Genomic DNA, 20,031 nt, shown 5'->3' with positions numbered 1-20,031 from the left:
CGAATCACAGCTGCCGGTGACGCACACCACGCGCTTCTGCCCGGTTTGCGGAATTCGGGACCCTCCGAGGGTACGGGAGTCGAATGGCTTTGCGGAACGCGTGACCGGCTGGGCGTATCGTTGCGATTTGGCCTGACCCGCCCCGAACGGGCCGGACGGACGTGAGGGTTACCTCTCGGTAGAGATGACGATCGCGTTCCCGAGGTACACGATGGGGAACGGTGCAGACACCTGGAAACCCAGGGAAAAATGGCCCTCTGACAGTGAAGGAACAGCGTGGCTTCCGGATCCGATCGCAACCCGATCATCATTGGCGGCCTTCCGAGTCAGGTACCTGACTTCGATCCCGAAGAGACCCAGGAGTGGCTCGACTCCCTCGACGCCGCCGTCGACGAGCGGGGCCGGGAGCGGGCCCGCTACCTGATGCTGCGGCTGATCGAGCGGGCGCGCGAGAAGCGCGTGGCCGTGCCCGAGATGCGCAGCACGGACTACGTCAACACGATCGCCACCAAGGACGAGCCCTTCTTCCCCGGCAACGAGGAGATCGAGCGCAAGGTCCTGAACGCCACCCGGTGGAACGCGGCCGTGATGGTGTCCAGGGCGCAGCGTCCCGGTATCGGCGTCGGCGGGCACATCGCCACGTTCGCCTCCTCCGCCTCGCTGTACGACGTGGGCTTCAACCACTTCTTCCGCGGCAAGGACGAGGGCGACGGCGGCGACCAGATCTTCTTCCAGGGGCACGCCTCGCCGGGCATCTACGCCCGCGCGTTCCTGCTGGACCGGCTGAGCGAGCAGCAGCTCGACGCGTTCCGGCAGGAGAAGTCGAAGGCGCCGTACGGGCTGTCCTCGTATCCGCACCCGCGGCTGATGCCGGACTTCTGGGAGTTCCCGACCGTGTCCATGGGCCTCGGCCCGCTCGGCGCGATCTTCCAGGCGCGGATGAACCGCTACATGGAGGCGCGCGGGGTCGCGGACACCTCCAAGTCGCACGTGTGGGCGTTCCTCGGCGACGGCGAGATGGACGAGCCTGAGTCGCTCGGCCAGCTGTCGATCGCGGCGCGCGAGGGCCTGGACAACCTGACCTTCGTGGTGAACTGCAACCTCCAGCGGCTCGACGGCCCGGTGCGCGGCAACGGCAAGATCATCCAGGAGCTGGAGTCGCAGTTCCGCGGCGCCGGCTGGAACGTCATCAAGCTGGTCTGGGACCGCACCTGGGACCCACTGCTGGCGCAGGACCGCGACGGCGTGCTGGTCAACAAGCTGAACACCACGCCCGACGGGCAGTTCCAGACGTACGCCACCGAGACCGGCGCGTACATCCGCCGGCACTTCTTCGGTGACGACCACCGGCTGCGCGCCATGGTCGAGAACATGACCGACGACCAGATCCTGCACCTGGGCCGCGGCGGGCACGACCACCGCAAGGTGTACGCGGCGTTCGCGGCGGCCAAGGCGCACAAGGGCCAGCCGACCGTGGTCCTCGCGCAGACCGTCAAGGGCTGGACGCTGGGGCCGAACTTCGAGGGCCGCAACGCCACGCACCAGATGAAGAAGCTGACGGTCGACGACCTCAAGGGCTTCCGCGACCGGCTGCACATCCCGATCTCCGACAAGGAGCTGGAGTCCGGCGCCCCGCCGTACTACCACCCGGGCCGGGACTCGGAGGAGATCCAGTACATGCACGACCGCCGCAAGGGCCTGGGCGGTTACGTCCCGACCCGCGTGGTGCGGTCGAAGCCGCTGGCGCTCCCCGAGGACAAGACGTACGCGAGTGTGAAGAAGGGCTCCGGCCAGCAGTCGATCGCCACCACCATGGCCTTCGTGCGGCTGCTCAAGGACCTCATGCGGGACAAGGAGATCGGCAAGCGGTTCGTGCTGATCGCGCCCGACGAGTACCGCACCTTCGGCATGGACTCGTTCTTCCCGAGCGCGAAGATCTACAACCCGCTCGGCCAGCAGTACGAGGCCGTGGACCGCGAGCTGCTCCTCGCGTACAAGGAGTCGCCGACCGGGCAGATGCTGCACGACGGCATCTCCGAGGCGGGCTGCACGGCCTCGCTGATCGCCGCGGGCTCGGCGTACGCGACGCACGGCGAGCCGCTGATCCCGGTGTACGTCTTCTACTCGATGTTCGGTTTCCAGCGCACCGGCGACCAGTTCTGGCAGATGGCCGACCAGTTGGCGCGCGGTTTCGTGCTCGGTGCGACCGCCGGCCGCACGACCCTGACCGGTGAGGGCCTCCAGCACGCGGACGGCCACTCGCAGCTGCTCGCCTCGACCAACCCGGGCTGCGTCGCGTACGACCCGGCGTACGGCTTCGAGATCGCGCACATCGTGCAGGACGGTCTGCGCCGGATGTACGGCTCGACGGAGGAGCACCCGCACGGCGAGGACGTCTTCTACTACCTCACCGTCTACAACGAGCCGATCCAGCACCCGGCCGAGCCGGAGAACGTGGACGTCGACGGCATCCTCAAGGGCATCCACCGCTTCAGCGCGGGCACCGCGGGCTCGATCCCGGCGCAGATCATGGCGTCCGGCGTCGCCGTCCCGTGGGCCGTCGAGGCGCAGCGCGTCCTGGCGGAGGACTGGAACGTCCGGGCGGACGTCTGGTCGGCGACCTCCTGGAACGAGCTGCGGCGCGAGGCCGTCGAGGTGGAGCGGCACAACCTGCTGCACCCCGAGGAGGAGCAGCGCGTCCCGTACGTGACGCGGAAGCTGTCGGGTGCCGAGGGCCCCTTCGTGGCGGTCTCCGACTGGATGCGCTCGGTGCCGGACCAGATCGCCCGCTGGGTGCCGGGGACCTACCAGTCCCTGGGCGCGGACGGCTTCGGCTTCGCGGACACGCGCGGTGCGGCCCGGCGCTTCTTCCACATCGACGCCGAGTCGATCGTGGTCGCGGTGCTGACGGAACTGGCCCGCGAGGGCAAGGTCGACCGCTCGGTCCTGAAACAGGCGATCGACCGCTACCAGCTCCTCGACGTGACGGCGGCGGACCCGGGGGCGGCGGGGGGCGACGCGTAGCAGTACGCCCGCCCGGCTTCGGCACGGGCACCGGCGCCGCGAGGTGACGAGGAGGGGCGGCGGGGTCTTCGGCTCCGCCGCCCTTCGCGTTTTTTTACGATGCGGACATGAAGCAAGAAACGGCGCAGGACCGCTGGGAGCGGCGCACTCAACGGCCACTGCTGGCGCTGGCGGTCGCCTTCGCCCTCGCCTACGCGGTACCGATCGTGGACAGCAGCGTGAGCCACACGCTGACGGTCGCCTGCACGGTGGTCGAGTGGGTCGTGTGGGGCGCCTTCGCCGGCGACTACCTCGTACGGCTCGGACTGGCCCGCGACCGGCGGGAGTTCGTGCGCGGGCACTGGATGGACCTGTGCGCGGTGGTCCTGCCGATGCTCCAGCCGCTGCGTCTGCTGCGGCTCGTCTCGACACTGATGCTGGTGGGGCGGCGGGCCCGGATGGCCTCGCAGATCCGGCTGACCACGTACGTGGTGGGCGCGGTCGTGGGGCTGCTGATGTTCGGTTCGCTCGCCGTGCTGTCGGTGGAGCGGGCGGCGCCGCACGGGAACATCAGAACGCTGGGCGACGCGGTGTGGTGGTCGTTCACCACGATGACGACCGTGGGGTACGGGGACCACGCCCCGACCACCGGGCTGGGCCGGGTCCTCGCGGTCGGCCTGATGCTCTCGGGCATCGCGCTGCTCGGTGTGGTCACGGCGAACATCGCGGCGTGGTTCATCTCGCGCTTCGAGAAGGACGACGTGGAGGAGCGCCGGCAGACCGCGGCGATCGAGGCGCTCACCGAGGAGGTGCGGGCGCTGCGGGCGCAGGTCGCGGACCTGTCCCGGACCGCGCATCCGGTCCCGAGGCCGACCGAGCCGTCACAGCCGGCGTAGGCCGGGTGGGGAGCCGGTGCGGACGCCCTCCCGGAGACCCGGGCCCGCCGTGCGTGGGCGAGCCGGTACCGGGACCCCTGTGATCAGGTGCCCGGCACCGGTGGCTGTGCCCCTGCGCCGCACGCGGGAGGGGTTCCCGGGCCGGCGGTCAGAGCAGGCCCGATCCGGGGCCCGCCGCGCCGACGAGCCAGACGAGGGCGAGGAGCGTGTCGATCGCGCCCAGTACGACGGCGATCAGTGCCGGCAGCGGTCGGGCGCCGGCCCAGCTGCGACCCATGGCCAGCCAGCCGCAGACCATCGCCACCGGTCCCAGGACGATCCCCAGCGTGAAGAATCCCGCGACCGCGCAGACGACTCCGATGATGCCCAGCGTCGCGCGATCCGGCCCGGTCCGTGACCACATCCGGCCACGTGAGCGGGGGTACCTGCGCGTGCCGTTTCCGAAGCCCGCCATCATCAACTCCTGAACTCTCAAGCCCTCTTGGGCAGTTCGGGTTCGATGTGCGGGTACCCCCGTATCCCTTCGGCAGACCTGCCCGCGCGCCGCCCCCCTCCGGCGGCGCGCCGCAGCTCCGCTCGCCCCCCATGCCGTGCGGAGGACTTGACCCACTGTGACCTGCGGCGGGCATCCGGCGGGAGGGATCTTGAGCGTTGTCACCCAGATGAGCGAAAAAGGGTGACGGGGCGGCCGTCGGCCGCCCCGTCACCCCGGGGACTGTCGTCGGGCAGGCCCTAGATGTGCCCGGCGCCCGGTCCCGCCGCGTCCGCGTTGATGCCGCGCTTGGTGAGCAGCGCGACGAAGACGGCCACGAGCGCGACCCCGGCGGCGACGAGGCACGCGAGGCTCATGCCGGAGATGAAGGTGTCGTGGGCGACGTCCGCGATCTTCGCGGCGAGCTCGGCCGGCGTGCCCTTCGGCACCGGCGCTGCGCCCTGCTGGACCGACTGCGAGGCCTGCTCCAGCTGCCCCTCGGTGAGCGGCGGCAGCTTGGCGTCGGCCCAGTTGCCCGCGAGGTCGTTGTCGACCTTGGAGGCCATCACGGCACCCAGCACCGCCGTACCGAGGCTGCCGCCGATCTGCATGGCCGCCTGCTGGAGACCGCCGGCGACACCGGAGAGCTCCATGGGCGCGTTGCCCACGATGACCTCGGTGGCGCCGACCATGACCGGGGCGAGACCGAGGCCGAGTCCGGCGAACCAGAGCGACATGACGGCGCTGCCGGTGCCCGTGTCCAGCGTGGACATGCCGTACATGGAGATCGCGGTGAGCGCCATGCCGCCCGCCAGCGGCAGCCGCGGCCCGGTCTTGGTGATGAGGACGCCGGCCAGCGGCGAGCCCACGATCATCATGCCGGTGAGCGGCAGTAGGTGCAGGCCCGCGTCGACCGGGCTCATCCCGTGCACGTTCTGCAGGTAGAAGGTGACGAAGAACAGGCCGCCCAGGAAGGCGATGGCCATCAGGACCATCAGCACCACGCCGGCCGACAGCGGCACGGAGCGGAAGAGGCCGAGGGGGACGAGCGGCTCCCGGACCTTGGTCTCCCAGAAGGCGAAGAGAGCGAAGCCGAGCACCGAGGCGGCCAGGAACGTCCAGGTGAGGCCGTCGCCCCAGCCCCAGGCCGGCGCCTTGATGAGCGCCCAGACCAGGCAGAACATGGCGGCCGAGAGCAGGGCTATGCCGAGGATGTCGAAGGAGCGCGGCGCGTTCTTCGCGCGGTGGTCGGTCAGGATCAGCGCGCCGAGGACCACGGCGACGACGCCGACCGGCACGTTGATGAAGAACACCGACTGCCAGCTGACGTGCTGCACCAGCAGACCGCCGAGGATCGGGCCGCCCGCCGTGGACGCGCCGATCACCATGCCCCAGATGCCGATGGCCATGTTCAGCTTCTCGGCCGGGAAGGTGGCCCGCAGCAGACCGAGCGCGGCCGGCATCAGCAGCGCGCCGAACAGACCCTGGAAGACCCGGAAGGTGACCACCAGGGCGATGCTGTCGGACAGGCCGATCACGCCCGAAGCGGCGGCGAAGCCGACCACGCCGATCAGGAAGGTCTGCCGGTGCCCGAACCGGTCGCCGAGCTTGCCCGCGGTGATCAGGGTGACCGCCAGGGCGAGGAAGTACGCGTTGGTGATCCACTGGACGTCGGCGAAGCTCGCGCCGAGGTCCTTGGCGATGGCCGGGTTGGCGATGGCGACGATGGTGCCGTCCAGGGCGACCATCATGACGCCGATCGCCACGCTGATGAGCGTCAGCCAGGGATGGCCACGCAACCCCTTCGCGGGGCTCGGTCCGGACGGGGTGGCCGAGGCCTTGTCGGCCGGGCCCGTCGCGTCGACGGTGGTCTGACTAGTCATACGTTCGAGATTAGTGACAGTCGCTGACAGTTGACAAACCGATTCACTAGTCGGTAACTGTCACGGCACCCGGACGTACGCTGAGCAGGACGGATGGACGAAACGAGGACCCCATGGACACAGCGGCGCGGCCGGGGCTGCGCGAGCGCAAGAAGCGGCGCACGCGCGACGCGCTGCTGCGGGCCGCTCTCGAACTGTTCACCAGCCAGGGTTACGAGCAGACGACGGTCGACGAGATCGCCGAGGCCGTCGACGTCTCCCAGCGCACCTTCTTCCGTTACTTCGCGGGCAAGGAGGAGGCCGCCCTCGCCGTCCAGGGCATGACCGAGGCGCGCTTCGTCGAGGCGCTGCGCGGCCGACCGCCGGGCGAGGCCCCGCTGGAGGCGCTGCGCCGGGCGGTGCTGGAGAGCTGGGACACCATCGGTGAGGCGATCACCCAGGTCGTGCCGCTCGAACTGCACATGCGCACCTTCCAGTTGATCGAGTCGACGCCGGCGCTGCTCGCGGCGCACCTGCGCCGGTCCGCGGAGGTGGAGGAGGAGCTCGCCCGGGTGATCGCGGGGCGGGAGGGCCTCGACGTGGACGCGGACCCGCGCCCGCGGGTGGCGGTGGCGGTGTTCGGTGGCGTGATGCGGGTGACCGCCCGACGGTGGGGCGCCGGCGAGGACCTCAGCGTCGAGGCGATCCGGGAGTTGACCGCTTCCCATCTGGATCACCTGGGGCCCGCGCTGGCCGGGGACTGGCGTACGCGCCCGGAGCCGCGGAAGACGGTGGCACGGACGCCCCAGGGGTGACGATCACCTAACGCGGTGTCACCAAGCGCCGGATATAAGGCCGGTGTATGGATACGCAGCGTGAGTATTTAACTCAAACTGAACCCCCTATGACCCAATTACCCCACCGGAAACGTGATCCGCATCACTCGGTTAACGCGAGACACTCCCGTTCTCCTAGTGTGTCCTCCCAGTGACTTCCTTCGACCCCTCACCCCAACTCAACGTCTGGCGCGCACTGCTCGCGCTGGCCGTGGTGTTCGTGATGCTGGCGACCACCGGATGGACCGCGCTGAACAGCCACCGGGGCGCCTCGCCGCTCCAGGCGTCGCTCTCCAAGTGGGAGCACGGGCGCCTCGCCGGACAGCGCCTGCCGGACCCCGACTCCGCGCCGGACCGCCTGACCCACTTCTTCGCCTCGCTCGACGCCCAGCAGCGCAGCCGCCTCGTCCACCGCTACCCGCTGGCGGTCGGCAACATGAACGGCGCCCCGGCGAAGCTGCGTTACCGGGCCAACCGTCTCGCGCTGGGCCAGCAGCGCAGGGTCGAACTGCACCGCATGCGCGACAACCGCCTCTCGTCCTCGGGCCGGCAGCAGGCGGCCAGCCGCATGCACCGCTACGAGGCACTCCTGCACGGCAAGCGGCAGATCCTCGCCTTCGACCCCACGGGCTCCGGCCGGGTCGCCGAGGTGTTCGGCGACCTCACCCGGGCCGAGCGGGTCTCGATCGTGGTGCCGGGCGTCGACACGGACCTCCTCACCTTCCAGCGCTCCAGCCGCAAGTACTCGGCGCCCGTCGGCATGGCGCGTTCGCTGTACCGGGCCGAGCGCGCGGCCGACGCCACGACGCGTACGGCCGTCATCGCCTGGGCCGACTACACGACGCCCAGCGGACTCGGCATGGACGCCGCCACGGCCATGCGCGCCAGGGACGGCGCGGTCCGCCTCAACCGACTGCTGCGCGCGCTGCCCGGCCGGGCCCCCGTCGCGCTGTACTGCCACAGCTACGGCTCGGTCGTCTGCGGCGTCGCCGCGCACGACCTGCCGGAGCGGGTCAGGGACCTCGCGGTCGCCGGCAGCCCCGGGATGCGCGCCGACAACGCCGGCCGGCTCGACACCTCCGCGCGGGTCTGGGCCATGCGCGACGCCGACGACTGGATCCAGGACGTGCCGCACCTGGAGGTCGGCGGACTCGGGCACGGCGCCGACCCGGTCTCCTCCGGATTCGGGGCGCGCGTCCTGTCCGCGGCCGGCGCCAAGGGACACACCGGCTATTTCGAACCCGGCACCGAGAGCCTGCGCAACTTCGCCGAGATCGGCGTCGGCGCGTACGGCGCGGTGAGCTGTGCCCACAAGGACGGCGCCTGCACGAGGGGTTTGTCCGCCTCGACGGCGGCGGGACGCGCGTAGAGGACGAAGAACTGCGGTCCGTTCGGGGTGGCGACGGAGAAGCCCGTGCCGCATACGATGAGCCGCATGGGTGACGTACTGGCCGGATTTCATGCCGCCTGGGAGTTCGAGTCCGACTCCGTGCTCATCCGCTTCGAGCGGGGGATCCGAACGCCGAAGCTGTTCCAGGCGCTCGGCGAACGCCGTGTCCCCCTGGAGGCGCTCGCGGCGGTGACCCTGACTCCCGGGAAGCGGGGGACGGTGGTCCTGCACGCGGTGCCGAGACCGGGCGCCGACCCGCTGATGGAGGCCGCGGCGGGCCAGCTGAAGGAGGGCTGCGACCCCTACCGGCTGGTGCTGCCCGCCGAGCGCGAGACCCTCGCCGAGTACTACGCCGACGAGCTGCGCGCCCTGCTCGCCCAGGACGGTTCGCCCGCCGGGCGCCACCTCGTCGAGCCGCCCGAGGCGCCCCGGACCTTCAAGGCGTACGACGCGAAGGCGTCCTTCGACGGCAGGGAGGTGTCGTTCCGGTGGTCCTGGACCGGCGCCTCCTCCGCCAAGTGGAAGGCCGGCGACCAGAGTTTCCCGGTCACCGGCCTCAGCGGCGTCGAGTGGCGCTCCCCCGAGGTCTTCGAGGGCCACCTGCGGCTGCTGTACCGCGAACCGGCCGCCCAGCAGCCCGCGCAGGCCGACCAGGACCCGGCGGCCGTCGTCTTCGGGCTCGGCTACGGCCCGGTGCACGAGTCGCTGCCGTTCGCCGCCTCGGTGCTGGCCGCCGTGCGCGCCGCGGGTCCGCCGGCCGCGGTCCCCGCCTCGACGGCGCCCCGCCGCGACCCCGCCGACATCGCCGACCGCATCCGTCACCTGGGCGAGCTGCACCGGGCGGGCCTGGTGACGGACGAGGAGTACACGACGAAGAAGGCGCAGCTGCTGGCGGAGCTGTAGGGCGCGGCCGGGCGGACCCGGTGGGTTACTCGCGGCCCGCCGACGTGAACGTCATGTCCGCGTAGCGGTCGCCGGCCACCTGGGCGGCGATCGGCTCCAGCAGGGCGAGTTCCTCGTCGGTGAGGACGATGCGGGTGGCCGCGGTGTTCTCCTCGACGCGGGTGCGCTTGCGGGTGCCGGGGATCGGCACGACGGTCAGCCCGTGCACCGCGGCCCGCTGCTGCACCCAGGCCAGCGCGATCTGCCCCGGCGAGGCGTCGTGGGCCTTCGCGACCGCGCGCACCGGCTCCAGGAGGGCGGCGTTGGCGGCGGCGTTCTCGCCCGTGAAGCGGGGCTGCTGACGCCGGAAGTCGTCCGGGGTCAGGTCCTGCTCGGCGTTCGCGAACGAGCCGGTGAGGAAGCCCCGGCCGAGCGGCGAGTACGGCACCAGGGCCACGCCGAGCTCCCTCGCCGCGGGGACCACGCCGGCCTCGATGTCCCGGCTGAAGAGGGACCACTCCGACTGCAGGGCCGCGATCGGGTGCACGCTCTGGGCGGCGCGCAGTTCGCGGCCGGTGACCTCGCTCAGCCCGAGGTGCTTGACCTTGCCCTCGCGGACCAGCTCCGCCATCGTCGCGACGGTCTCCTCGATCGGGATGTCCACGTCCCGCCGGTGCATGTAGTAGAGGTCGATCACGTCGACGTCCAGGCGCTTGAGGCTCGCCTCCACCGCCTGGCGGATGTACGGCGTGTCGTTGCGGATGACGCGCTTCGTCGGCTGGTCCGGCGGGATGGACAGGGCGAACTTCGTCGCGATGACGACCTCGTCCCGGTGGGCCTTGAAGAACGGGGAGAGGAACTCCTCGTTCTCCCCCGCCCCGTAGGCGTCCGCGGTGTCGTAGAGCGTGACGCCGAGTTCCAGCGCGCGCTCCAGCGCGGCCCGCGCCTCCCCGGCGTCCGTGGGGCCGTAGGCGAAGCTCATGCCCATGCAGCCGAGGCCCTGCACACCGACCTCCGGGCCTCCCGTGCCGAGCTGTGCCTGAGCGATCCTGCTGTCCGTCATCGGGGCCTCTCCGACGCCGGGGCGCGCCCGGCGTCCGCGTAGAAACTGATCTTGTGGTCGAGCACGGCCAGGGTGTCCTGGAGCTCGGCGATCCGCGCCCGTACGTCCCGGCGGGTCGCTTCGAGCAGGGCGCACCGCTCGCCGAAGGTGTGGTCGCCCTCGCGCACCAGTTCCGCGTAGCGCACCATGTCGGCGACCGGCATGCCGGTCAGCCGCAGCTTGCCGACGAGGCTGAGCCAGTCCAGGTCGCGGTTGCTGTAGCGGCGCTGGCCGGTGTGCGAGCGGTCGATGTGCGACATCAGCCCGATCCGCTCGTACCAGCGCAGGGTGTGCGCGGTCAGGCCGGTGAAGGCGACGACCTCGCTGATCGTGTAGTTGTCCCGGCCGTCCGGGCGGGGGTGGCGCTCGGGCGCCGTGGCGCAGACGTCCGTGCCGGTGCCGGTCTCGGCGTCGGCGGCCGTGGTCTCCATCACCGTCATGCCCCCACGCTAAAACCTTGGAGTGCACTCCAAGCAAGCGGAATCCACCGAAAATCCGGCGACGCGGGGCCGTCGCGGTGAATACCGTGCGGGGCATGAGTGCCGTACGCCGTGCCCTGCCCGAGGACGCCGGGGAGCTGCTCCGCCTGCGCCAGGTGATGATCGACTCGATGGCCGGGGCCGACAGCTCCACCGCGTGGCACGCCGAGTCGCTGCCCACGGTACGGCGCAGGCTCGCCGAGCCGGACGGTGACTTCGCCGCCTTCGTCGTGGACCACCCGGAGCGGCCGGGGGCACTCGCGGCGCTGGTCGCCGGGACGGTGGAGTACCGCATCGGACGGGAGGGCAATCCGCACGGCGCGGTGGGCCATGTGTTCAGCGTCGCCACCGATCCGGAGTGCCGGCGGCGCGGGTACGCCCGCGCGTGCATGGAGGCGCTGCTGGACTGGTTCCGCGAGCGGGGTGTCCCGCAGGTCGACCTGAACGCCTCGGCCGCGGCGGAGCCGCTCTACGCCTCGCTCGGTTTCGTGCGCAAGCCCGACCCCTCGATGCGGCTGCGGCTGGGCGGCGCTTAGGCTCGGGGGCATGTCCTTGCAGAGCCTGGCGTCGATCGAGAACTGGCCCGTCCCCACCGCCGCGGCGGCCGTCGTCCGCGCGGACGGCACGGTGCTCGGGGCGCACGGCCCCGGCGGGCGGCGCTTCCCGCTCGCCTCCGTCACCAAGCCGCTCGCCGCGTACGCCGCCCTCGTCGCGTACGAGGAGGGGGCGGTCGAGCTCGACGAACCGGCCGGGCCCGCCGGCTCGACGGTCCGTCATCTCCTCGCGCACACCTCCGGGCTCGCCTTCGACGAGCACCGGGTGACCTCGGCGCCCGGGGAGCGGCGGCTGTACTCCAACGCCGGGTTCGAGGTGCTCGGGGACCACATCGCCAAGGCCACCGAGATCCCCTTCGGGGACTATCTGCGGCAGGCGGTCCTGGAGCCGCTGGGCATGACCTCGACCACGCTCGACGGGTCGCCCGCCAAGGACGGGGTGTCCACGGTGGACGACCTCGTGCGGTTCGCGGCGGAGGTGCAGGCGCCTCGGCTGCTCGATCCGCGGACCGTCGCCGAGGCGATGACGGTCCAGTTCCCCGGGACCAAGGGCGTCCTGCCCGGGTACGGGCACCAGAACCCCAACGACTGGGGGCTCGGATTCGAGATCCGTGACTCCAAGTCGCCGCACTGGACCGGGAGTTCGTCCTCGCCGGGGACCTTCGGGCACTTCGGGCAGTCCGGTACGTTCCTGTGGGTCGACCCCGTCCTGGGGGTCGCCTGTGTGGCGCTCACGGACCGGGCGTTCGGGGCGTGGGCCAGTGAGGTGTGGCCGGCCTTCACGGACGCGGTGGTCGCGGAGGTGTCCGGCGGCGCCTGAGCGTCCGGCCGGTGCCGGTCCTGTCCGGCGGTGACCGGGCCGTCCCCCGGCTCGGGGGCTCCTGCCCGGCCCGCGTCCCGGGGGTCGGGTGGCTCGGGGCGGCCGGGCGTTTCCTCGCCCCCTCCGCCCCTTCCCGTCCCGACTCGGGGCTCCGCCCCCGACCCCGCTCCTCAAACGCCGGAGGGGCTGCATTTCCCTCGCCTCCCCGCACTCGGGGCTCCGCCCCCGACCCCGCTCCTCAAACGCCGGAGGGGCTGCATTTCCCTCGCCGGAGCCCGGTGGTCCCCTGGCTCACGCCTGGATCATTTCCCAGATGAGGAGTTCCGCCGGGGAGCCCGCTATGGCTTCCAGGTCCTTCGCGTCCGGGATGCGGGCCGCGTCGCCGGTCTCCAGTTCCAGGCCGTCCAGCCGGATCTCGCCGCGGACGACGTGGACGTAGACGAAGGGGGCGTCGGGGATCGCCGTGCGTTCGCTCGCGGTCAGGCGGCGCACGTGGAGCATGGCCCCGGCCTCCGGGACCGCGTACGGCGTGGAGTCCGCGATGCCGTGGACGGTCTCGTAGACGGGGTCGCCGCCCGGCTCCAGCGGGGCGAGCCACATCTGCACGAAGGTCAGCGGGGTCAGCCCGTCGTTGCGTTCCACGTGCCGGACGCCGCCGCCGGCGCTGAGCCGCTGCACGTCGCCGGCCCGCACCCGCGACTCGTTGCCCGCGGAGTCGCGGTGCGTCAGCTCGCCCTCGATCACCCACGTGACGATCTCGGTGTGGCTGTGCGGGTGCTCGTCGAAGCCGGCGCCGGGAGCGAGCCGCTCCTCGTTGCAGGCGATCAGCGGGCCGAAGCGGAGGTTGTCGGGGTCGTAGTGGGGGCCGAAGGAGAAGGCGTGCAGGGACTCGATCCCGGCCGCCGGGTCCCCTCCGCGGTAGCGCTCGTCGGCGCGCCGTACGTCCATCACACAGCCCACGGTAGACCCGTGCGGGCGGGCCACCGGGACCCGGCGCGGCGCACACGCGTCCGGATAAGGCAGTCTTGTCCCGTGCCCGAACCCCAAACCAGCAACACCGAACCCGCAGCACGCCCGCCGCACACGCACACCGCGACCCTGAGGCGGCTGGAGAAGTCGTCCGGGAGTCTCGCCGCGCAGGCCATCGCGCGCATGGACGAGACGCTGCCGTGGTACCGGGCGATGCCGCCGGAGAACCGGTCGTGGATCGGGCTGGTCGCCCAGGCGGGTATCGCCGCCTTCACCGAGTGGTTCCGGCGCCCGGACGCCCCCCAGGCCATCTCCACCGACGTCTTCGGCACCGCCCCCCGCGAGCTGACCCGGGCGATCACCCTGCGCCAGACCGTCGAGATGGTGCGCACCACCATCGAGGTCATGGAGAGCGCGATCGACGAGGTCGCGGCGCCGGGGGACGAGTCCGTGCTGCGCGAGGCGCTCCTCGTGTACGCCCGTGAGATCGCCTTCGCCACCGCCCAGGTGTACGCCCAGGCCGCGGAGGCCCGGGGTGCCTGGGACGCGCGGCTGGAGTCCCTCGTGGTGAACGCCGTCCTGTCCGGCGAGGCCGACGAGGGCGCCGTGTCCCGCGCCGCGGCGCTCGGCTGGAACTCGCCGGAGCACGTGTGCGTCGTGCTCGGCACTGCGCCCGACGGCGACAGCGAGCTGACGGTGGAGGCGATCCGGCGGGCGGCCCGGCACGCCAAGCTCCAGGTGCTCACCGGGGTGCTCGGCGACCGGCTCGTGGTCATCGCCGGCGGCAGCGACAACCCGCTCGCCGTCGCCAAGTCGCTGATCGGCCCGTACGCGGCGGGATCGGTGGTGGCCGGGCCGATCGTGCCCGACCTGCTGGCCGCGACCCGGTCCGCGCAGGCGGCCGCCGCCGGCCTCAAGGCGTGTTTCGCCTGGCAGGACGCGCCGCGGCCGGTGCTGGCGGACGATCTCCTTCCGGAGCGCGCGATCGCCGGGGATCCCTCGGCCCGCGAGCAGTTGGTGGAGGAGATCTACAGACCGCTGGAGGAGGCCGGATCGGCGCTCCTGGAGACACTGAGCGTGTATCTGGAACAGGCGAGCAGCCTCGAAGGCGCGGCCCGCATGCTCTTCGTGCATCCCAACACCGTGCGCTACCGGCTCCGACGTGTGACTGACGTCACCGGCTGGTCGCCCTCCGATGTACGCTCCGCGTTCACACTGCGCATCGCCCTGATCCTGGGGCGTCTGGCCGATGGAGATCCTCAGGCCTAGGCTTTTGTCGGGGGTCCACAATTCCCCCTCCCGTTCTTCGTCCCTGTCCCCACGGGCGGCCGTGGCCGTCCACAAGAGAGAGTGTGAGAGTGCTCGTACTCGTCGCTCCCGGCCAGGGCGCCCAGACGCCCGGCTTCCTGACTCCTTGGCTCGAACTGCCCGGTGCCGCCGACCGCGTCGCCGCGTGGTCGGACGCCATCGGGCTCGACCTCGCCCACTACGGCACGCAGGCCGACGCGGACGCGATCCGCGACACGGCCGTGGCCCAGCCCCTGCTCGTCGCGGCCGGACTGCTGTCCGCGTCCGCGCTCGGCGACGTGTCCCCGGGGGCCGTCGCCGGCCACAGCGTCGGTGAGATCACCGCCGCCGCGGTCGCGGGCGTGCTCGGCGAGACCGAGGCGCTGCGCCTCGTCCGCAAGCGGGGCCTGGCGATGGCCGAGGCCGCCGCCGTCACCGAGACCGGCATGTCCGCCCTGCTCGGCGGCGCCCCGGAGACGACGGTGCCGCATCTGGAGAAGCTCGGTCTGACCCCGGCGAACATGAACGGCGCGGGCCAGATCGTGGCCGCCGGTACGCTGGAGCAGTTGGCCGCCCTGGAGGCCGACAAGCCCGAGGGCGTGCGCAAGGTGATCGCCCTGAAGGTGGCCGGCGCGTTCCACACGCACCACATGGCGCCCGCCGTCGACGTGCTCGCCGAGGCCGCCGCGGAACTGACCCCGGCGGACCCGCGGATCACGTACGTGTCGAACAAGGACGGCCGGACCGTCTCCACCGGTGCCGAGGTCGTCTCGCGCCTCGTCGGCCAGGTCGCCAACCCGGTCCGCTGGGACCTGTGCATGGAGACGTTCAAGGAGCTCGGGGTGACCGCGCTGATCGAGATGTGCCCCGGCGGCACCCTCACGGGGCTCGCCAAGCGCGCGCTGCCCGGCGTCAGGACGCTGGCGCTGAAGACACCCGACGACCTCGACGCGGCTCGCGAGCTCGTCGTCGAGTACAGCGCGGCATAAGGAGCCCGGAGAGCATGTCGAAGATCAAGGCAAGGAAGGGCGCACCGTACGCGCGCATCCTGGGCGTGGGCGGCTACCGCCCGGTCCGGGTCGTGCCCAACGAGGTGATCCTGGAGACGATCGACTCGTCCGACGAATGGATCCGCTCGCGCTCCGGCATCGAGACCCGGCACTGGGCCTCCCCCGAGGAGACGGTCGCCGCGATGTCGGTCGAGGCGTCCGGCAAGGCCATCGCGGACGCCGGGATCTCCGCCGAGCAGATCGGCGCCGTGGTCGTCTCCACCGTCTCGCACTTCGCCCAGACCCCGGCCATCGCCACCGAGATCGCCGACAGGCTGGGCACGGCGAAGGCCGCCGCCTTCGACATCTCGGCCGGCTGCGCGGGCTTCGGCTACGGCCTCACGCTCGCCAAGGGCATGATCGTCGAGGGTTCGGCCGAGTACGTCCTCGTCATCGGCGTGGAGCGGCTGTCCGACCTCACCGACCTGGAGGACCGCGCGACGGCCTTCCTGTTCGGCGACGGCGCGGGCGCGGTCGTCGTGGGCCCGTCCGAGGAGCCGCACATCGGCCCGACCGTCTGGGGCTCCGAGGGCGACAAGGCCGGCACGATCAAGCAGACCGTGCCGTGGGACCGCTTCCACAGCGGCGACGTCTCCACGCTGCCGCTCGACTCCAAGGGCGAGATCAAGTTCCCCGCCATCACGCAGGAGGGCCAGGCGGTGTTCCGCTGGGCCGTGTTCGAGATGGCGAAGGTCGCCCAGCAGGCGCTGGACGCGGCCGGGATCGCCCCGGACGACCTGGACGTGTTCATCCCGCACCAGGCCAACGAGCGGATCATCGACTCGATGGTGAAGACTCTCAAACTGCCGGCGCACGTCACGGTCGCCCGCGACGTACGCACCACCGGCAACACGTCGGCCGCCTCGATCCCGCTCGCGATGGAGCGGCTTCTGGCGACCGGCGAGGCGAAGAGCGGCGACACCGCGCTCGTCATCGGCTTCGGGGCGGGTCTCGTCTACGCCGCCACGGTCGTTACCCTCCCCTAGGCACACCGTCCGGATCATCTCCGGCCGGAGTACCGCCACACCCTCTGAACACATACCGAAGGAGCGCCTGACATGGCCGCCACTCAGGAAGAGATCGTCGAAGGTCTCGCCGAGATCGTGAACGAGATCGCCGGGATCCCCACCGAGGACGTCCAGCTGGACAAGTCCTTCACCGACGACCTGGACGTCGACTCGCTGTCCATGGTCGAGGTCGTCGTCGCCGCCGAAGAGCGCTTCGACGTCAAGATCCCGGACGACGACGTCAAGAACCTCAAGACCGTCGGTGACGCGACGTCCTACATCCTCAAGCACCAGGCCTGATCGTCCGATCTCCTGGGCTGACTGCCCCGCCACCCGGCGGTGGCGCCGCTGAATCCTCGTATCCGTTGGAGAAAGAATTCCCGTGAGCCCGACCAATCGCACCGTGGTCGTCACCGGTATCGGCGCAACCACACCGCTGGGTGGCGACGCAGCCTCTACCTGGGAGGGCCTGGTCGCCGGACGTTCCGGCGTCGGCCCTCTGGAGCAGGACTGGGCCGCCGACCAGGCGGTCCGCATCGCGGCACAGATCGCCGTGGAACCGGGCGAGGTCATCCCCCGCCCGCAGGCCCGCCGCCTCGACCGCTCGGCGCAGTTCGCGCTGATCGCGGCCAAGGAGGCCTGGGCCGACGCAGGCTTCACCGCCAAGGCCGGTGAGGACGAGAGTGTCGACCCCGACCGTCTCGGCGCGGTCATCGCCTCCGGCATCGGCGGCGTGACGACCCTGCTCGACCAGTACGACGTGCTGAAGGAGAAGGGCGTACGCCGCGTCTCCCCGCACACCGTCCCCATGCTGATGCCGAACGGCCCGTCCGCCAACGTGGGCCTCGCCGTGGGCGCCCGCGCGGGCGTGCACACCCCGGTCTCCGCCTGCGCCTCGGGCGCCGAGGCCATCGGCTACGCGATCGAGATGATCCGCACCGGCCGCGCCGACGTCGTCGTCGCGGGCGGCACGGAGGCGGCCATCCACCCGCTGCCCATCGCCGCCTTCGGCAACATGATGGCGATGTCCAAGAACAACGACGACCCGCAGGGCGCCTCGCGTCCCTACGACGTCGGCCGTGACGGCTTCGTCCTCGGCGAGGGCGCCGGCGTCCTCGTCCTGGAGTCGGCCGAGCACGCCGCCGAGCGCGGTGCGCGGGTCTACGCGGAGGCCGTCGGCCAGGGCATCTCGGCGGACGCCCACGACATCGTGCAGCCGGAGCCCGAGGGCCGCGGCATCTCGCACGCCCTGCAGAACCTGCTCGACAACACCGACCTGGACAAGGCGGAGGTCGTGCACGTGAACGCGCACGCCACCTCGACGCCGGCCGGTGACGTGGCTGAGCTGAAGGCGCTGCGCAAGGTGTTCGGCGACGACACCGACCACATCGCGGTCTCCGCGACGAAGTCGATGACCGGGCACCTGCTCGGCGGCGCCGGCGGTGTCGAGTCCGTCGCGTCGGTCCTCGCCCTGTACCACCGGATCGCCCCGCCGACCATCAACGTGGAGAACCTCGACCCCGAGGCCGAGGCCAACGCCGACATCGTCCGCGGCGAGGCGCGCAAGCTCCCCGTCGAGGGCCGTATCGCCGCGCTGAACGACTCGTTCGGCTTCGGCGGCCACAACGTGGTCCTGGCGTTCCGCACCGTCTAGATCCGGACGTACGCCGTCGAGTTCCGGTCGTACGCCGAGTGACACGGAAAGGGCCCCCGCCTTCGGGCGGGGGCCCTTTCCGTGTGCCGGGTGACGGCGGGTCAGACGACCTGGTGGAGCCAGCGGACGGGGGCGCCCTCACCGGCGTGGCGGAAGGGCTCCAGCTCGTCGTCCCAGGGCTTGCCGAGGAGTTTGGCGAGTTCGCTCTCCAGCTCGCTCTCGCCGCGCTGGGAGCGGACCAGCGCGGCGCGCAGCCGGTCCTCGGGGATCAGGATGTCGCCGTGGATTCCGGTGACGGCGTGGAAGATGCCCAGGTCGGGGGTGCAGCTGTAGCGCTCGCCCTCGGCCGTCGGGCAGGGCTCGGCGGTGACCTCGAAGCGCAGCATCTGCCAGCCGCGCAGCGCCGAGGCGAGCTGGGAGGCCGTGCCGGCCTCGCCCTTGAAGGAGAACTCGGATCTCCAGGTGCCGGGCGCCGCCGGCTGCCGGATCCAGTCGAGGCTGACGCGCGTACCGAGCACGCCCGCGACTGCCCACTCGACGTGCGGGCACAGCGCGCGCGGCGCGGAGTGCACGTAGAGAACTCCACGTGTCGTCACCGGGACCTCCGGGCAGAGCGGGACATCTTGTAACTTAGCGGAACGGCAGTGGCAGGGCGGCCACGGGGCGAGGCTACCGTGCGGCGGCGCAAGGAGTGTGACGTACCGTCGGTCCCAGGGCGCATAAACACCGAGGTTTCACCCGGCGGGACGCGTGCCGGACCCGCCGCCGCGGTTCGCGGGCCGTACCGGGCGGCCGCGGCCACCCGCCGGGACGCGGTGGCCGGCCGAGTGTGCACGACGAACGAGGGGAACTGGGGATGCGGAAGCGGAGCCACCGTTCACGGACCGTCCTCGCCGTCGCGGCGGCGGCCGTCCTGGGCATCGCGGGCTGCGACGCCTCCGGTGGCGACGCGGCGGCCCCCGAGGGCGCCGCGGCGAAGGCCCGCCCGTCCCCGAGGCCGACGCCCGCCTGGGACCGCAGCCCCGAGTCCCTGGTCGCGGTGGGCGACTCGATCACGCGCGGCTTCGACGCGTGCTCGGTGCTGTCCGACTGCCCCGAGGTGTCGTGGGCCACGGGCAGCGACGCGGGCGTGCGCAGTCTCGCCGTGCGGCTGCTCGGCCGGGCCGGGGCCGCCGAGCGCAGCTGGAACTACGCGGTGACCGGGGCCCGGATGGCGGACCTGCCGGCCCAGATGACCCGGGCGGCGACCAGGAAGCCGGAGCTGGTGACGGTCATGGCGGGCGCCAACGACGCCTGCCGGGCGAGTGTCTCGGCGATGACCTCGGTGGCGGACTTCCGGGCCGAGTTCGAGGACGCGATGCGAACCCTGCGCACGGCCGCGCCGCGGACCCAGGTGTACGTGTCGAGCGTGCCCGACCTGAAGCGGCTGTGGTCCCAGGGGCGCGGGAACGCGCTGGGCAAGCAGGTGTGGAAGCTGGGCATCTGCCCCTCGATGCTGGGGGACGCGGACGCCCTGGACGCGGCGGCGACCCAGCGGCGCGCGAAGGTCCAGAAGCGCGTGGAGGCGTACAACTCCGTCCTGGAGGAGGTCTGCGCGAAGGACCGGCGGTGCCGCTTCGACGGGGGCGCGGTCTACGACTACCGCTTCGGCACCACCCAGTTGAGCCACTGGGACTGGTTCCACCCGAGCCGCGACGGCCAGGCGCGGATCGCGGAGATCGCGTACCGGACGGTCACGGCGAGGAAGCCGGCGGCGTGATCCGGAGGGT

At 71.8% G+C, this 20,031-nt stretch carries 19 protein-coding genes; 13 read left to right on the top strand and 6 right to left on the bottom strand.

Going from position 1 to position 20,031, the window contains the following annotated elements; translation table 11 throughout:
- The first annotated feature begins 276 nt into the window (after positions 1 to 276).
- Both aceE and ACZ4VA_RS03110 read left to right on the top strand, forming a co-directional pair.
- Complete coding sequence (gene aceE / locus ACZ4VA_RS03115; RefSeq protein ID WP_356168304.1) at positions 277 to 3,024, top strand: pyruvate dehydrogenase (acetyl-transferring), homodimeric type; 2,748 nt, start codon at positions 277 to 279, stop codon at positions 3,022 to 3,024.
- 107 nt (positions 3,025 to 3,131) lie between these two features.
- A complete protein-coding gene (locus tag ACZ4VA_RS03110) occupies positions 3,132 to 3,899 on the top strand; it encodes a potassium channel family protein (RefSeq protein ID WP_468079436.1) in 768 nt (255 codons plus the stop codon).
- A gap of 148 nt (positions 3,900 to 4,047) precedes the next feature.
- Here ACZ4VA_RS03110 and ACZ4VA_RS03105 read toward each other — a convergent pair whose 3' ends face one another.
- Both ACZ4VA_RS03105 and ACZ4VA_RS03100 read right to left on the bottom strand, forming a co-directional pair.
- Complete coding sequence (locus ACZ4VA_RS03105) at positions 4,048 to 4,356, bottom strand: small hydrophobic protein (protein ID WP_468079634.1); 309 nt, start codon at positions 4,354 to 4,356, stop codon at positions 4,048 to 4,050.
- 275 nt (positions 4,357 to 4,631) lie between these two features.
- Positions 4,632 to 6,254 carry an MFS transporter gene (locus ACZ4VA_RS03100; RefSeq protein ID WP_356241733.1) on the bottom strand — a complete coding sequence of 541 codons (1,623 nt, stop codon included), beginning with the start codon at positions 6,252 to 6,254 and terminating at the stop codon, positions 4,632 to 4,634.
- A gap of 113 nt (positions 6,255 to 6,367) precedes the next feature.
- On the opposite strand from ACZ4VA_RS03100, the gene ACZ4VA_RS03095 reads away from it, so the two are divergent.
- The 3 genes from ACZ4VA_RS03095 (at position 6,368) to ACZ4VA_RS03085 (ending at position 9,362) form a co-directional block, all read left to right on the top strand.
- A complete protein-coding gene (locus ACZ4VA_RS03095) occupies positions 6,368 to 7,048 on the top strand; it encodes a TetR family transcriptional regulator (protein WP_355784729.1) in 681 nt (226 codons plus the stop codon).
- A 172-nt stretch (positions 7,049 to 7,220) separates the two neighbouring features.
- Complete coding sequence (locus tag ACZ4VA_RS03090; RefSeq protein WP_468079433.1) at positions 7,221 to 8,438, top strand: alpha/beta hydrolase; 1,218 nt, start codon at positions 7,221 to 7,223, stop codon at positions 8,436 to 8,438.
- A 57-nt stretch (positions 8,439 to 8,495) separates the two neighbouring features.
- Complete coding sequence (locus tag ACZ4VA_RS03085) at positions 8,496 to 9,362, top strand: DUF4429 domain-containing protein (protein WP_355784738.1); 867 nt, start codon at positions 8,496 to 8,498, stop codon at positions 9,360 to 9,362.
- A gap of 25 nt (positions 9,363 to 9,387) precedes the next feature.
- Here ACZ4VA_RS03085 and ACZ4VA_RS03080 read toward each other — a convergent pair whose 3' ends face one another.
- Positions 9,388 to 10,404 (bottom strand): aldo/keto reductase, encoded by a 1,017-nt coding sequence (locus ACZ4VA_RS03080; RefSeq protein WP_468079431.1) that lies wholly within the window; start codon positions 10,402 to 10,404, stop codon positions 9,388 to 9,390.
- Positions 10,401 to 10,883, bottom strand: coding sequence for a MerR family transcriptional regulator (locus ACZ4VA_RS03075; RefSeq protein WP_355789809.1), 483 nt, complete (start codon positions 10,881 to 10,883; stop codon positions 10,401 to 10,403). The genes ACZ4VA_RS03080 and ACZ4VA_RS03075 overlap by 4 nt, the downstream gene beginning before the upstream one ends.
- Positions 10,884 to 10,978: 95 nt before the next feature.
- On the opposite strand from ACZ4VA_RS03075, the gene ACZ4VA_RS03070 reads away from it, so the two are divergent.
- Together ACZ4VA_RS03070 and ACZ4VA_RS03065 are read left to right on the top strand one after the other, a co-directional pair.
- On the top strand, positions 10,979 to 11,458 hold the full coding sequence (locus tag ACZ4VA_RS03070; RefSeq protein ID WP_356241729.1) for a GNAT family N-acetyltransferase: 480 nt from the start codon (positions 10,979 to 10,981) through the stop codon (positions 11,456 to 11,458).
- A gap of 10 nt (positions 11,459 to 11,468) precedes the next feature.
- The gene (locus tag ACZ4VA_RS03065; protein WP_468079428.1) at positions 11,469 to 12,296 is read left to right on the top strand and encodes a serine hydrolase domain-containing protein; all 828 of its coding nucleotides are present in this window, start codon (positions 11,469 to 11,471) and stop codon (positions 12,294 to 12,296) included.
- 291 nt (positions 12,297 to 12,587) lie between these two features.
- Here the strand turns inward: ACZ4VA_RS03065 and ACZ4VA_RS03060 are convergent, their stop codons facing one another.
- The gene (locus tag ACZ4VA_RS03060; protein WP_355789815.1) at positions 12,588 to 13,244 is read right to left on the bottom strand and encodes a pirin family protein; all 657 of its coding nucleotides are present in this window, start codon (positions 13,242 to 13,244) and stop codon (positions 12,588 to 12,590) included.
- Positions 13,245 to 13,328: 84 nt separating this feature from the next.
- On the opposite strand from ACZ4VA_RS03060, the gene fasR reads away from it, so the two are divergent.
- The 5 genes from fasR to fabF all read left to right on the top strand — a co-directional run bounded on the left by fasR (position 13,329) and on the right by fabF (position 18,262).
- Entirely contained in the window at positions 13,329 to 14,534 is a 1,206-nt protein-coding gene (gene fasR / locus ACZ4VA_RS03055) for a fatty acid biosynthesis transcriptional regulator FasR (protein WP_355789801.1), read from the top strand.
- 89 nt (positions 14,535 to 14,623) lie between these two features.
- Positions 14,624 to 15,541, top strand: a complete 918-nt coding sequence (locus ACZ4VA_RS03050; RefSeq protein ID WP_356168320.1) for an ACP S-malonyltransferase — start codon at positions 14,624 to 14,626, stop codon at positions 15,539 to 15,541.
- A gap of 14 nt (positions 15,542 to 15,555) precedes the next feature.
- Entirely contained in the window at positions 15,556 to 16,587 is a 1,032-nt protein-coding gene (locus ACZ4VA_RS03045) for a ketoacyl-ACP synthase III (RefSeq protein ID WP_355788635.1), read from the top strand.
- A 72-nt stretch (positions 16,588 to 16,659) separates the two neighbouring features.
- Positions 16,660 to 16,908: an acyl carrier protein gene (locus tag ACZ4VA_RS03040; protein WP_355788632.1), complete on the top strand. Its 249-nt coding sequence runs from the start codon at positions 16,660 to 16,662 to the stop codon at positions 16,906 to 16,908.
- An 82-nt stretch (positions 16,909 to 16,990) separates the two neighbouring features.
- A complete protein-coding gene (gene fabF, locus ACZ4VA_RS03035; RefSeq protein WP_355788629.1) occupies positions 16,991 to 18,262 on the top strand; it encodes a beta-ketoacyl-ACP synthase II in 1,272 nt (423 codons plus the stop codon).
- Between the two features lie 101 nt (positions 18,263 to 18,363).
- Here fabF and ACZ4VA_RS03030 read toward each other — a convergent pair whose 3' ends face one another.
- The gene (locus tag ACZ4VA_RS03030; RefSeq protein ID WP_468079424.1) at positions 18,364 to 18,858 is read right to left on the bottom strand and encodes a DUF3145 domain-containing protein; all 495 of its coding nucleotides are present in this window, start codon (positions 18,856 to 18,858) and stop codon (positions 18,364 to 18,366) included.
- Positions 18,859 to 19,118: 260 nt separating this feature from the next.
- On the opposite strand from ACZ4VA_RS03030, the gene ACZ4VA_RS03025 reads away from it, so the two are divergent.
- Positions 19,119 to 20,021 carry an SGNH/GDSL hydrolase family protein gene (locus ACZ4VA_RS03025; protein ID WP_355779485.1) on the top strand — a complete coding sequence of 301 codons (903 nt, stop codon included), beginning with the start codon at positions 19,119 to 19,121 and terminating at the stop codon, positions 20,019 to 20,021.
- Positions 20,022 to 20,031: the final 10 nt, after the last annotated feature.

The sequence above is a fragment of the Streptomyces sp. NPDC028308 genome, assembly GCF_055565855.1.
The sequence above is the reverse complement of the archived record's forward strand: the minus strand, read 5'-3'. Positions and strand labels throughout refer to the sequence as shown.